The following is a 14074-nucleotide window of genomic DNA, read 5'->3' on the forward strand; positions in this document are numbered from 1 at the left end:
AGTTCATCTCCTTTGCTGCAATAAATGCTATCAAAGGAGCGGCATCAAACCGGGACAGGTCCAGATGGACGGCGCGAAATTATTGGTCTGGGGCTTGGTCCGTCTGAAGCCGAGACTTTGTGAGCGGACTTCTTGCGCGGCTTGAAAGCCCGAGGGCTCGACGGCACCAAGCTGGTGGTCAGCGACGCGCACAGCGGCCTCAGGGCGGCCATCGTGCGGGTCTTCGAAGCAACCTGGCAGCGATGTCGCGTTCACTGGATGCGCAATGCTCTGGCTCATGTCTCACGCGGCCAGCACACCGTAGTCGCCGCTGCGATCCGCCAGGCCTTCGACCAACCCGACCGCGCATCGGCCGAAGAAACCTGGCGGCGCGTTGCGGATCAGCTCCGCGGGCGATGGCCTAAGCTGGCTGACCTCATGGATGAGAGCGAGCACGACGTGCTGGCCTACATGGCGTTCCCGCGCCAGCACAAGACGAAGTTGCACAGCACCAATCCGATCGAGCGCTTGAACAAGGAGGTGAAGCGCCGAGCCGATGTCGTCGGTATCTTCCCGAATGAGGCCTCCATCACCCACCTGATCGGCGCCGTGCTGTTCGAACAGAACGACGAATGGCAGACCGCCAGCCGCTACATGATGGTGGAGGCCTTCGCCGAAATCGACGCAGAGGAGACAGACCTCATTCTCAGCCTTTCAACACAAGCCGCCTGATCATGACCTCAGGCCATCCGGGAAATTACAACAGCTCGACGGACGTGACCTTCCTTTGCTGCGGTCTGTGCCGAACCCTTTCGCGAGTCGCGGTCCGATTGGTGTGCGCTTTGACAAATCAGAGATACAACTACCTTGGAGGGCCGGAGCGAACACCTTGTCGCAGGTGTCCGTAACAGGATTGGTGCCGGCCAGACGGGAATTCACTCAATCCAAACGAGGGCTTAACGACTTTAGCTGCAGGTCGTCAGTTGCGAGACCTCTGAATACCGGCCAACGGAGAAATACCGGTATTATCTTAAGGTTGTATTTAATCAATAAATAGGCTAAATTTTTTATGTTATCAGTTTGTAGTAGCGGGGTTTCGCCGTGAAGTATCTAGTGATCATCCTTGCAGTATGCTGTGCAGCACCGGCTTCAGTTTCGGCTCAGCCCCCATGTGATCCAGCCTCACAGCCCTGCCGCTAAACCCGAGTAGAAATCGAGATGTTTCCCGACGGCATGTCCGATCTTGCCGCGCTGATCTATGGCGGCGGTATTCTTGTCGCGTTTTCCTATACGCGCTTTAATCGCATCTCATATGAGACCGGTCGAAGACTTGACAGGCTGGTCAATTTCCTGACCCCGGACAAGCTCCGTGCGAGACGCCAAGTAGGGTTCGCCTACTTCATATATACTCTAGTTCTTATCCTGACATACCTAGTTCTCTGCGCGTATGCCGATTTGCTGCTGCCACTGATCGGCGCCCAAGCCATCGTTCCAGACCAAGGGGCGAGCGGTCTGCCCGCTCCGGCGGGCAACGGCCAGTCGATTGCCGTTCCGTCCGCAACGGCCGACGTTGACGCCATTTTGACGACGGGCTTTGCGCCGCTGGGAGAGCCCGTCATCAAATATTGGACCGATGAACTTCAGCCGTCCGAAACCGTGACGACAAACAAAGGCGACAGCGACGGCTTTATAGAACCGCAAGTCTCGTTAGGGCTGGCGCTGATCATGGTTGGTCTTGCACCAGCCATACCCGCCCTGGAACGCGCTGATGAATGGCTGCGCATGGTGGCCCATCGCATGGCCGGAATCCCAACCTGGGTCATTGATGCATCAGACAATCTCCGCTCGAACGCGGGAGTTCTTGGCATTTTCAGGAAAACGAATGGAAAAATAGAGGACAACGAAAAAGAGGAAGAGACAAAACAGCGGGTGAGCGCACTAATGGTCTCGCCGTCCGACGTCGAACTCATGCGGAAATTGCGTGACGAAGCCCGCCTTTCCCTCGGGAACTTCGACGATTTCTGCCTGAATATCGAGGTCATTTTTGTCGCAGCAGCGTGGTTTCTCGAAGAGAACCTGCATGTTTCCAACTCCGGCGACAAACTGCGTTTCACGGAAATGGAGGATGAGCTGAGACGGAGAAAGGACGCCCTGATTAGCATGGCCGAGGGCGACTTATCGCGCGAAAAGCTGGAAAACCTGGCCGTCGAAGCCGACCTATTGGCAAGCGACTTCTGTGTTCTGATCGCCCTTTATGATGAGCACGGTGTCATTCAACCCTTCAGCCGCCGCCCAAGCGCTAATGCTCGCCAGAAAGAAGCCCGCGAACGGCTTCAAGAATTTCTAAGGGTGCTACACGACAGCAGGACAGAGCCAATGCTGCGTCAACGTGCTACGACCTTGGCGCTGTTTTGGACGTTGGCCATCGTGATGACATGGACTGCCGCATGGGCACTGCTATGGCCGGGCGCCGCTGAATTCAGCCTCATTAGGGGCGAGATGGAAAGCAGTCCATATGAGAGAATGCTGAATTACTCGGCCTCCGCCTTCAATAGCTACGGGCTGGCTATCATCGTGGCTATCACCCTGCGTTGGCTCCGCGACATTGACGAGACTGGCGACGGGCAGTGGAACTGGGAAAACCTGCGCTACCCGTCACATTGGACGCGCTGGCTGCCACAAGCCGCGATGTTGGTTTTTGCAGCCTGGGCCTTCTCGACCTTGATGATGTTAGCAACGTACGTCTTCCTGTCTGGTGTTATTAAGGGCGAAGCGAAGGCCGAAGATGTTTGGGCATTCGTTCAGCGGAGTTTCGAATATAACAGTCCAGTCGCACTCCGCGGGGCGATCTTGTCGCTCATGGTCGTCATTTTGCTGGATGCGCGCCAACGACTTTGGATCGATGCTTTCCGCTACAAACGGGGCGAGAACCCTAGAAGAACGGACCCGCAGAGGCTTGCGAGAAACGCCCGCGTTTGGAGCGAACTGTCGCTCGGATACAGTTTTGTCTGGGCCGCCATCGGCGCCGTCGTGATGATGATGACAGGTGCATTGACGCGGTATCTGTCCTTTCTTGCCGCCAGCCGAGGCAATCGCGCTTTTGAAGATATCGACGCCGGCCTGATGATCTGGGCAACGTTGAACTGCACCATTCTGGGAGCATTGGTGATGTTTTGCGTCTCCGAAGCTCTCAGCGGGCGCTCCTTTGTCAAGTTACCGGCGCAGTCTGGTGGCAGCTCGGATAATCCGGCTGCGGCGGAGACATGAAGGCCCTGGCTGCCTCTGCCGTTCTGGCCGCATTCTGCGCCGGCCCGCTCGCGGCTCAGAGCATGTGTGCAAACTGCGATGAACCGATCCGCATGGGCGTGCGTCCGGATGTTCCACCCTTCATTTGGAAAGACTCCACCAGCGGCCATTTCCGCGGATTTTTCTGGGATATCTGCACCACCGCGCTGACGCGGGCTGGTTACCGGCGCGAAACCGTCGAAATAACCGCAGGCCAACGCGCCAACCTGCTTGCATCCGGCAACAAGAACTGCACAGCGGGCACGGCCTGTCGGACCAAGCAAGGCGTCGATCTTCTGTGCGACCCGACGACCATCACGCTGGCGCGTATGGAAGCTTTCGCGGGGCCGCACCATGGCGCCGGGCGGTTTGTTTTCTCGCCCATTCTCTATGTCGCGAACGGGGCGTATATCCAGCAGACTTACCCGCGCCGTGAATTCCGCCGACGCCTGGGTCGTAAACTCCGAAGTAAATGCCCCGACAGCGACCAGCTCAAAGCGATTTACTGCAGCAAGCCGCTACGGCTTCCTCCTTTATCCTGGCTGCTTCGGCCGCATGCGCGGGAACTGCCCGAACGGCCAAAGATCAAGTGGCCTGCCGCCTGCGATGCAATTCTCGAGGCACTGGACACCGCGACCGAAACCTCAGAGTCCGATGCTCCGGCCCCCGGCGGCAGCGGCACCGGAGAACGCAGCGCCTGGGACCCACCGCAGATTTGGCCCGAGCAGGAACCCAGCGAGCCGGAATTCGAGATATGGGGATATGTGGAAGGCGCCACGATCGGCAGCACCGTCATGAAAGCAGCTGACAATGCCAATGACGGGACCATCGGTGTCTGCGCGAAGCCCTTTGCCTCGCACGGCAAGGCAGCCGAAGCGTTCTGCGAAAACCGTATCTACCGGTACTTCGGTGATGTCGACCTCGTCCGTGCGGCGATCGATGGATATACGAAGATCAGCAGCAAGGAATGCAATACCAACCAGAAAGCCGCGGAACGCGGCACGTACGAACCATACGCCTTGCTGCTGTCGCAAAGGCGCAATGGTTTTCCCGAAGCCTTCAACCTCGCGCTCTACTCCATGTTCACCGACGGCACGATCGGCGAGATGTTCGACGGGCGTTTTGGCGGGCAGCGCCGCTCGCAATACCTCGACACACTATTCAGAATTAACAGTATTCCGGCCGGTAAGCGGCAGCGATTCCACACTGGTGGAAGGTAGGGAAGATCCGCCCGGTATACCGGGATACGGCCGCTGGATTCACGGCTGAAAAAAACGACAGAAAGGCAATCTGGACAGAGCCGTTGATTTTCCACAAGGACTGCGGCCTCCACCACGAACGTGGATGTTGCCAACGCGGATCATCTTCTGTCCCTGCCCGTCACGGCGCTCGGTTGTTTCTAATCAGTACATGGAGGTTCAAATGCCCTTCGTAGTTCCCTCCGAGTTCATCGATAACCAGGGCGTACGCCAGGACTGGGTTGACCTGCGCGACCAGCCCTTTGTGCCCAGCCTGTCGGTTCTGCGCGATGCGGTCTCAATCGACAGGCGCCTGATGGAGCCTATCGGGGAGACCGCGTTCAGGCGGCCGATTTTCGGCGTGCGCCACCAGCAGTTGACCCAGCGATGCGTCGGTTACGCGCTTGCCGCGCTGATCGACATCCAGCGCAACCTGCAATGGCTCCGCCGTTCCGATATCTGCGAGGCACAATGGTCCAAGAAGAAGGCGAAGGCACGAACCGACATTGCCAGCGCCGACATGCTTTACCGCATGGCCTATTTTCACGACCGGTACCCGGAGATTGACAGCCAGCAGGGGGGGGAGGAAGGCATTCGCTCGCTTCGCTCCGCGGTTAAGGGGTTTTACCATCACGGCGCCTGCCTGGACTGGCCTGAAAGTTCGGCAACGGACGATCCTGGACGCTGGCAAAGCACTTGCTACTTCCTACGGAGCCCTGACAATGAGAGCTACTTCCCAACGGACGCGCAAGTCAAGAAAGCACAGGAAACCGGTTTGGGCGCATATTTCCGCCTCGCCTCGGTGCTCAATCACTACCATTCTGCGCTGAACGATGCCGAGGCGGTCCTGACCACCGCCAATGTCCATGACGGATGGCAAAACGTCACTCCCGACACTGGCGGTGTAATAAAATGGCCGCCGGAGAAGGGCCTGTCCGGCTGCCATGCAGTTGTTCTGACCGGGTATGACGATCAGGGCTTTCATGTCTTGAACTCCTGGGGAGAGGACTGGGGCGGATACAAGGGGCAGATGGGGATTGCCCTGTGGCAATATGCAGATTGGGCGCAGAATGTCGTGGACAGCTGGGTGCTTCGGCTCGGCGTTCCGGCCCCCCGGGCCTTTTCCGTCTCCACCGGAGAGAAAGGCGTCAAGGGAATTCATGCTGCCGCCCGGGCCGGTTCCACACCCTGCTCCTCCCTGGCTGGCCACTACATGCATCTCGATGACGGCTTCCACGTCTCCAACGGGTCCTATCCATCCTTCCATTCGGGGTGGAAGAGAACCCGCGCTCTGCTGGAGGAAAGGCTTGAACCGAAAACCAGATCGGGCCCAGCCGAAACGCTCTGCAAGGGTGTCCTGCTGTGGATTCCCGGAAGTGCCGAAGGCATCAAACCGGCATTTGACGCGGCGGTGCTTCGCAAAGACCGTATTGAGGCACTCGGGCTCTATCCCTACACGATTTTCTGGTGCAACAGCTTTGTCGAAACCTCGATGGACGTCCTTCGTTTCATCTTCGACGACGCCGAGACGCAAACCGGAAAAGGGGCCGAGCATCTTGATAGGCTGATCGAAACGCGTGTGCGGGGAATTGGCCGGGCGATCTGGCGCGAGGTGGAGACCTGCGCTGAGAAGGCCGTGCGCGGCCCGGCCGAGCACCCCGGCCCACGCGCCGCGATCCGGCCGCTTGGACTTGGCTATGTCTCCAGATTCCTTCGCGATCTGATGCAGTTGAAGGAAAGAACCGGCTGCCAGCTGCACCTTGTCGCCGAGGGCGCGGGGGTGATGGTCTTGGACGAGATCCTGGCAATGGTCGCCGAAGATGGAGATGGGATGTTCCCACACAGCAAACCGGCTGACCTGTTCGAAACACTGCACCTTGTGCATCCCGCCATCGGACTTCCCCGCGCCAAACATCGTCTGATCCCTTGTATTGAGGCGATGAACGGTGAGCTGAAGGGCAAAACTGTTCATGCCTCCAGCCCGGAAATATCCGGGATCACCCCGCTGATCGACACCGGAGCCGAGCCCCGCGCCCGCGTCTACATCCCCACACCCGGCCTGGAAGAGGCGCTGCACTTCGGCAGCTATGGGAAATCGCTGCTGCATCTGGTGTCGCGCAGCTTTGAAGACCGCCACTTCGAGCCGCAAGTGAAGGATGGCGCCCCCGTAACCCAAGGTCAGCCGCGCGAAGTATTTGGCATGAGCAGCCTGGCCGGCAGCGATGATTTCCCGCCGCAGTCTTCGATCTTCCGCCTCAACCGGGTCGAAAGCCCGGCTGGCACCGGCGGGAAAGTCGCGCAAACGGAGCTGATGCGGGATCCGGCCATCACGGATTTCATTTTCACCAAGATCCGCGAAATGGGGGAGATTTCGGGATCATCTAGCAATGAGGATTAAGATAATGGCAAAGATCACAGTTGAACAGCTACAGGCGAAGATGGCCGACCCAACCACAGACGAAAGCGAGCTGGCGCAGTACTTCACCGTCGATGAAGACGCCTCCGCCGCCTTCGCGCCAAGACTGAGACTGAACCCCGCAACGGTCCAGATCCCCCGCACCGCCGACGCGGAACAGCGTACGGCGGCGTTGATGAATTCGGCCAACTGGTTTGCCCGCTTGCGGCGGCAGGTCCGGTTCCAGAACGCGCTCGCGAAAGGGTATGACGGGCCGTTGATCGTCTCTGACGGCGACAGCTGGTTCCAGTACCCGCTGCTGCTGAAGGACACGATCGACCACCTGCTGGACCACTACGCGATCCTGTCGCTGGGCGCTGCCGGAGACCTGCTTAAGCGGATGGCGGACAAGCAGGAATACCTGCGCGCCCTGCGCGATACCGGGGCCGAAATACTGCTGCTGTCTGGCGGTGGCAACGATCTGGTCGCAGGCGGCGGCCTCGCCGCGCACCTTGAGGAGTTCCACCCCGATCTCATGCCCGAAGACTACCTACTGCCGTCGTTCCACGATCTGCTGGACGACGCACTGACCCACTACGAGCGCATGTTCACCCAGGTCCGCGATGCTTTCCCGCATGTCACGATCCTCTGCCACGGCTACGATTATCCCGTGCCCAACCGGGACCGCTGGCTGGGCAAACCGATGGAGCGCCGCGGCATTCGCGACCGGGGCCTGCAAAAATCCATCGCCGCCTGCATGATGGACCATTTCAACCGGCGCCTACGGCGGCTAGCCGCGTCGATGCCGCATGTCACCTACATCGACTGCCGCGGGGTCGTCGGCGATCATCGCTGGCATGACGGTCTGCACCCGACAGACGAGGGGTACGCCGATGTGGCGGCGAAATTCCAGCATGAGATCAGTGCGCTCTCCAACGCACGCAGCAGCCCGCCGATGGTCATCAGCGGTCCCTTTGGCACTGCCAATCAGCTATCCCGCGCGCTTGGCGCGCCGCCAGTCATCGCCGGTGGAAAAGCAACGGGCTACTCGCTACACGCAGGTTTGAACACGGTCGACCCCGATCACTACGACGGGTGGGATGGCCGGCTGATCGCCTGCGAGGCTGATGCAATTGCGATGGAAACACTGGCAGCAGCTGAAGGTTTCGCCCCTGCCCGTCTGCTGACATCAGACGCCACGCGGGCGAACGTCACCGAGGAAATCCGCCGCGCGGCGCGGGACCTCAAGGCCGGAGACATGTTCCTGATGACGGTCTCGGGCCATGGCGGACGCGTTCCCGACTTCAACCTGGACGAGGATCACGACGGCGACCAGAAGTTCGACGAGACCCTATGCCTCTATGACTTCCAATTGGCCGACGACGAGCTTTATATGCTGTGGTCGGAGTTTCGCGCCGGTGTGCGGGTGCTGGTGGTCGCCGATACATGTCATTCTGGCTCGATGATCAAGATGGGCGGGTTGCCGATGCCAACCGCTCTCTTCGGCAGACCCATCGCACCGCCGCCCGGTGCCCGCGCCATGCCGCTGCATATCGAAGACCGCGTCTGGCGCGCCAATGAGGCCGCATACCGCAGTGCCTCCGACAGCTACTCGGCGCTAAAGGAATGCGTTCTCACCAACCCTCTGTCCACGCCGGTCAAGGCATCGGTGCTGAACCTAGGTGCCTGCATGGACACGCAATTCGCCATGGACGGGCCGCAAAATGGCGCCTTTACCGGGGCCTTGCTGCAAGTCTGGGACAACGGGCGCTTCAAAGGCAACTACCACGATCTCCGCGCCGCCACCGAAGGCCAGATCGGCAGCCCAAGCCAAACCCCGCAGTTGTTCGACAAACTGGTGCGCGAGCCCGACTTCACCACGCACCGGCCATTCACCTTGCAACCGCGCGCCGGCCGCCCGGCAGCGCAGGGCAGCACGCCTCCGGTCCCGCACTCGGTGGAAGAGCAGATGAGCTCCGCCGAAGAAGAGGGCGACGGCGAGGAGCGCGACCAGATCAGCGCGGAAGAGGTCGAGGCGATCCTTTCCGCCAAGGCCCGCGGCGCAGGTTTCCGCGACAGCCAGGCGGCGCTCACCTGGTCCGGCTACGCGGAATTCGATGCCTTCATCTCCTCCCTCGGGCTGAAGCATTTCTCAACCGGCGAGTTTCTTGTCCTGGGCGGCGGCCACAATACCCCCGGCGGACCCTGCGCGGGCAAGAACACCTATCCGCCGCGCCATCTGTGGAGCAATATTGCCTCCACCGCGCGGGTGCTCGACCAACTGCGCGACCGGCTCGGTAAGCCTATCGCCATCACCAATGCCTATCGCGGTCCGGCCTATAATTCCTGCATCGGCGGCGCCGCTGGCAGCCAGCATATGCAGTTCACGGCGCTTGACTTTCAGGTCCGGGGCATGGCGGCACCAGGCGTGGCCCATGCACTGCGTTACCTGCGCGACAAGGAAGGCCTCTTCAAGGGCGGGATCGGCCGCTACAACAGCTTCACCCATGTCGATACGCGTGGCTACAACGCCACTTGGCCGAAAGCGTTCCGGGACAGCCCCCTGGCCTCGTCACCGCCACTGGGTCCGCCAGGCCCGGGCAGCCTGACCGAGCGCCTAGCGATGATCGGCGCCCTCGACCTGGCCCCAACGCGCAGCCGGCGCGCCGTCTCGGAGGCATCGGTCTTCTCCGAACCGGTCAATCGTTCCCATGACAGTTTCGACCCGTCCTCCGCGCTGGCAGCGCAGCAACAGGCTCTGTCCGCCGCTATCAACGCGTCCAGCGTGATCTCCTTCGTGGATAACCTCACGCCGGGGCACAAGGAGGATGTGCTGTTGTCCACCCTATTCGCACAGCGCGCCGCGGACGCCAAGTCCGATCCGGTGGCGGAGCGTGAAGCCTGGTTCACGGAATACATGCGGGTCCTCGGCCTCCTGGGATGGGTGCGCGAAGAGGCACCGTTTACCGCCAGCGAAACGATGCAAGGCAGCGGCAGCTTCGAAAAGGTCATCCTGTCAACCCTAGCGCAGGTCGCCACGGCCAACCAGTTCGAGATCGTTAAGAGCGCCATCGGCGCGCTGCGCGGGCTGGCCGACGACGACGGCACAATCAAGCTGTTCGATTTCGAAACTTCGAAAACCAGCGGCAGCAACTTCCAGATCGGCACGGCCGAAGCTTCCGGCGACATCATCAACATCGCGCTCGGCGCCTTCAACTTCACCTACAGCGACAGCAAGAAGAACATCCTCTTCGTATCCTGGGGGGCAAAAGAACTGAAGTATTGGCTGGCGGCGCAGAATTTGTCACTGAGCCCAGCGGTCTACAACACCGTTCGTAAGCTGGTAGCTTCCCGCCTCTCGGAGGTCCGGAAAGCCGTTCTGGCCGATATTTCTCTGGTCTAGGCGCCTCTTGATCCCGGCCCAATTCGCACGTGCAGCGGGTGGGGCAGACACCTAGCGCGCTGCTTTATGTGTGGAACAAATCTGAGGCCTCCGGGCCGAAACCGGCGTTCCAAGGCACCCGGTAAGCCATTCAACCGACTGGCTTTCCCGCCTGCGGAACGGGCCGCGGCGGCGGTTTTCCTTCCTGAACTATGCTGCTTTCCCGCTTTTCCCGGCCGCTTCCCGGGAAACTGCGTGGAATTTTTTCTAAAGCAGAGAAGGAAGACAGCCATGCGTAAATCCGCTCTGAACACCGCCAATGCACGTCCCGCTTCCCACCGGTCAGAGACTGTTCATTGGGACACTGAGGTTCCCAAGCTGGGCCTCCGGCAGCGCGGTGCCACAAGCTCCTGGATCGTGCAGTGGCATGCCGATGGCAGGACCCGGAAGCAGACACTCGAGCGGGCCGACGCGATCCCCCTGCCCCAGGCCCGCGAGCTGGCTAGAACGCTGCTCGACGGCGTAACTGCGGGGGTAGCTCCGGACGCCGCCCCGACGGTGGCCGCCTTCAGCCGCCGCTATCTCAAGGATCTCGCCCCGAGCTGGAAACCGGCTACACAACGTGCCCACGCACATGACATTGAACACCTCATTATTCCTGAACTGGGCAGCAAGCGGCTTAATCAGGTGACACAGGCAGATTTGATTTCTTGGAAAGATGGTCTGCCCGGCAGTGCCGCCAGCGGCAACCGCGCACTCGCCGTTTTGTCTGGCATGATGCGCCACGCGGAACTGCTTGGTCTGCAGCCGCGCGGCAGCAACCCTTGCAAGGGGCTCAGGCGCCGCAAAACAAGTTTCACGGCCACTTACCTCTCCGAGGCACAGTGGGCGCGGCCGGGAACTGCTCTGCGGCGGCTGGAGGTAACCCACCCGCGTGAGGCGGGCTGCTTCCGCTTTCTCGCCCTCTCCGGCTGCCGCAAGGGGGAAGCGCTTGCGCTGCGGTGGGACATGATCGACGGGCCGCGTTGCGCTCTGCCAGATGCCAAGTCCGGACCGCGCGCGATCTGGCTCGGGCGTCCCGTAAAACAGGTTCTTGCCTCCTTTCCGCGCAACAACCTGTACGTGTTCGGCGAGGGCAAGGACCCAATGCCGGACCACCGGATTGACAGGGTCTGGCGCAAGCTCCGGAAAAGCGCAAAACTCAGCGGAGTCCGCCTGCATGATCTGCGCCATAGCTTTGCCTCAGTTGGCATCAACGCCGGGCTGGATCTGCGCGTGATCGGCGGGTTGCTGGGCCATTCCGATCTCGCAACCACCGAAGGCTATGCGCATTTGGAGGACCGCACCATCAAGGCTGCAAGCCAGCGGGTGGGCACGCATCTGGAAAAGATCGTCAAGGTTCCCGTTTCGGGCCGCGTCCGGGACAGTTCGATTTACCAGCGCTTCTGCAATTCACGGCTCTCCATCGGCGCCTTCTGCGATGAAAACGGGATCGACCCAGTCACGTTCCGCAAAGGGCTCCTGGCTTGGCGCTCGGTGAAACGGGGCCGGAGGGCGCGAGCATGAAAACCGTCACCCTCCTCACCCCGCTGATCTTGTCATCTCTCAAGGCGCGCAAGAAGGAATACGTGCTTCATGATGCCCAGTGCGACGGCCTGGCCCTGCGTGTCCAGCCCGGCAGCGCCAAGTCCTGGGTCCGCTGGCAGCGGGACGCGGGACGCGGGGAAAACCCGGCGTGTCACCTTGGGGAGCTTTGAGGACATGGAAATCTGCGAAGAACGCGAAGCCTTCCATGCGGAAAAAGGAACTGGGCAACGGCCCCCTGCCCCGGAGCAGCGCAACACACCCACCTTCTCGGCGCTCTGCGCCGCCTTCCTGGATGCCAAGCGCGGGGTCTATGCCAATTCCACGCTTTTTTCGCTGGACTGCTATCTGAATACGCAGCTTCTGCCCGCCTTTGGTCGGCGGAGAATTGCGCGGATCACAACGCCCGACATCGCCGAATGGTTCTATGCCTATTCCCGTTTGCGGCCGAGCGGGGCCAACCAGGCGCTTGGGCACTTTACGACAATTCTGTATTGGGGCCAGAAAGCAGGTCACCTTCCGGCGGGCTTGCCCAATCCGGCTGCGCCTTTGCGTTTCAACCGGCGGTTGGCGCGCGGTCGCATGCTGAGCAGCGACCAGCTCCGGCGGCTGGCGGCCGTGCTGTACTCCGCAACGGCCAGACAGCGGGACGCTGCGGACGCAATTTGGCTGATGCTGCTGACAGGCTGCCGCTCCGGTGAGATTCTGCGGTTGAGCTGGGATGAGGTCCAGAAAGACAAGCTTGTCCTCCGGCGCACCACGACGGGCCCTCGCGAGGTTAATCTCAGCGATGCCGCTATCCAGTACCTTAGCCGGCTGCGCAAACAGCGCCGGTCCAGCTACGTGTTCCTTGCTCAGCGTGCAAAAAAGCCACACCGCACGTCAGTCGATCATGCTTGGCAGACCTTCAAAAACCTGGCTGATTTGCCAGCAGAAATCCGGCTGCACGATCTCCGCCACACATACGCCTAGCATGCCATCATGTCCGGCGAAACCCTCCACATGACCGGCAAACTGCCCGGCCACATGTCTCCGGACAGCACCGAACGTTACGCACACTTTGACGCGGGCCATCTGGAAAAAGCCGCCGACAAAGTGTCTCGGAAAATTGAAGGATTACTGAGTGGTTAGAACGAAGAGCGGAAGCGCATTGAAAAACGAGCACCTCCGGTTTCTCTTCGAATTCGCATTCACGAATTGCCTGTAAGACCACGCAACTGCGTGAAAGGTTGCAGATATCAGAAATTTTCGCCAGACACCATAAATCAACGTAACTTTTCACACGGCCTCAATAAACAACGGACGCGATCCGTACCATCCTTTTAAGCGTCCGGTCTGCCCGCACTGACGGTCATCGTTAGTGATGGATAATGTCCATTAGCGAATAAGCGGACATTATCGAGGTTGGGGATGGCAAAGCGGCGCAGGCGTCGGAATTGGTCTGAAGACGAGAAGCGTATGGTTTGCGCACAGACGCGGGTGCCTGCCGTATCCGTTGCCCAAGTTGCACGGCGCTAAGATGTGAATGCGAACCAGGTCTTCAACTGGCTGAAGGAACCGCGGTTCGCGGCCGAGGCTGAAGAAGAACCCGTCACCCGCTTCCTGCCGGCGAAGTTCTGGAAGCTGAGCCTGCTTCTGCCCCGCCGGATGCCGGTGCGCAGATCGAGGTGGAGCTTGCCAGCGGCCACCGGCTGAAGGTTCTGGGCGGCTTTGATCCCGATGCGCTCGCCGCATTGATCCGAAAGCTTTCGGCGTGATCCCGGTTCCGGCAAACACAAAGGTCTGGCTGGCCGCCGGGGTCACAGATATGCGCAAGGGGTTTGACGGTTTGTCGGCCTTAATGATGCGCGGGACGGACGAGGCGAGCGGATCGCTTTTTAGCTGTGTCGATCTGGAGGAGCCCATCCCCGCGCGGCACCCGCTGCGGTCGCTGACAGCGTAGGGGACCGCAGCAGAAGGCGCTGAAGTTATGCTGGAAAACATGTTTGTGATCACCCTCAAGCTGTGGAGCTACGCTGCTCGTGCAGCGAAGCCGCGGCGTGTGTTTCAGCTCTGAATTCCCAAGTCGGGCTGACCTTAAGACGCGAATAGAGCCAGGACGGTGAGAACCAGGTGTGAACAGGCTGCTGCGCCTTGCGGCGGGTGCGCAAGGCGCGAACACGAAGAAGGCCCCGGACGGTTTATCCGAAGCCTTTGATATTTCAGGTGAAT

9 protein-coding genes and 2 pseudogenes are annotated in these 14074 nt (G+C 60.4%); all 11 read left to right on the forward strand.

Annotation, left to right across the window (positions count from 1 at the left end; genetic code table 11):
- Positions 1-63: 63 nt before the first annotated feature.
- Positions 64-711, forward strand: a pseudogene (locus tag ACTRWG_RS21265) (IS256 family transposase); the annotation flags it as partial.
- A gap of 486 nt (positions 712-1197) precedes the next feature.
- Positions 1198-3246 carry a hypothetical protein gene (locus ACTRWG_RS21270; protein ID WP_036797281.1) on the forward strand — a complete coding sequence of 683 codons (2049 nt, stop codon included), beginning with the start codon at positions 1198-1200 and terminating at the stop codon, positions 3244-3246.
- On the forward strand, positions 3243-4484 hold the full coding sequence (locus tag ACTRWG_RS21275) for a type 2 periplasmic-binding domain-containing protein (RefSeq protein WP_027235662.1): 1242 nt from the start codon (positions 3243-3245) through the stop codon (positions 4482-4484). The genes ACTRWG_RS21270 and ACTRWG_RS21275 overlap by 4 nt, the downstream gene beginning before the upstream one ends.
- A 124-nt stretch (positions 4485-4608) precedes the next feature.
- On the forward strand, positions 4609-6900 hold the full coding sequence (locus ACTRWG_RS21280; RefSeq protein WP_462829910.1) for a hypothetical protein: 2292 nt from the start codon (positions 4609-4611) through the stop codon (positions 6898-6900).
- Between the two features lie 4 nt (positions 6901-6904).
- The gene (locus ACTRWG_RS21285; protein ID WP_462829911.1) at positions 6905-10300 is read left to right on the forward strand and encodes a D-Ala-D-Ala carboxypeptidase family metallohydrolase; all 3396 of its coding nucleotides are present in this window, start codon (positions 6905-6907) and stop codon (positions 10298-10300) included.
- Positions 10301-10570: 270 nt separating this feature from the next.
- Positions 10571-11845: a site-specific integrase gene (locus tag ACTRWG_RS21290; protein WP_027235664.1), complete on the forward strand. Its 1275-nt coding sequence runs from the start codon at positions 10571-10573 to the stop codon at positions 11843-11845.
- The gene (locus tag ACTRWG_RS21295; protein WP_027235665.1) at positions 11842-12036 is read left to right on the forward strand and encodes an Arm DNA-binding domain-containing protein; all 195 of its coding nucleotides are present in this window, start codon (positions 11842-11844) and stop codon (positions 12034-12036) included. Before ACTRWG_RS21290 ends, ACTRWG_RS21295 begins: the two co-directional genes overlap by 4 nt.
- A 4-nt stretch (positions 12037-12040) precedes the next feature.
- Positions 12041-12835: a tyrosine-type recombinase/integrase gene (locus ACTRWG_RS21300; RefSeq protein WP_027235666.1), complete on the forward strand. Its 795-nt coding sequence runs from the start codon at positions 12041-12043 to the stop codon at positions 12833-12835.
- A gap of 9 nt (positions 12836-12844) precedes the next feature.
- Positions 12845-12994 carry a hypothetical protein gene (locus ACTRWG_RS21305; RefSeq protein ID WP_154667772.1) on the forward strand — a complete coding sequence of 50 codons (150 nt, stop codon included), beginning with the start codon at positions 12845-12847 and terminating at the stop codon, positions 12992-12994.
- Positions 12995-13384: 390 nt separating this feature from the next.
- Positions 13385-13558, forward strand: coding sequence for a hypothetical protein (locus ACTRWG_RS21310; protein ID WP_245597360.1), 174 nt, complete (start codon positions 13385-13387; stop codon positions 13556-13558).
- A 58-nt stretch (positions 13559-13616) separates the two neighbouring features.
- Positions 13617-13700, forward strand: a pseudogene (locus tag ACTRWG_RS21315) (IS66 family insertion sequence element accessory protein TnpB); the annotation flags it as partial.
- Positions 13701-14074 lie beyond the last annotated feature (374 nt).

Source organism: Leisingera sp. G5_S3_59_S7, from assembly GCF_054968485.1.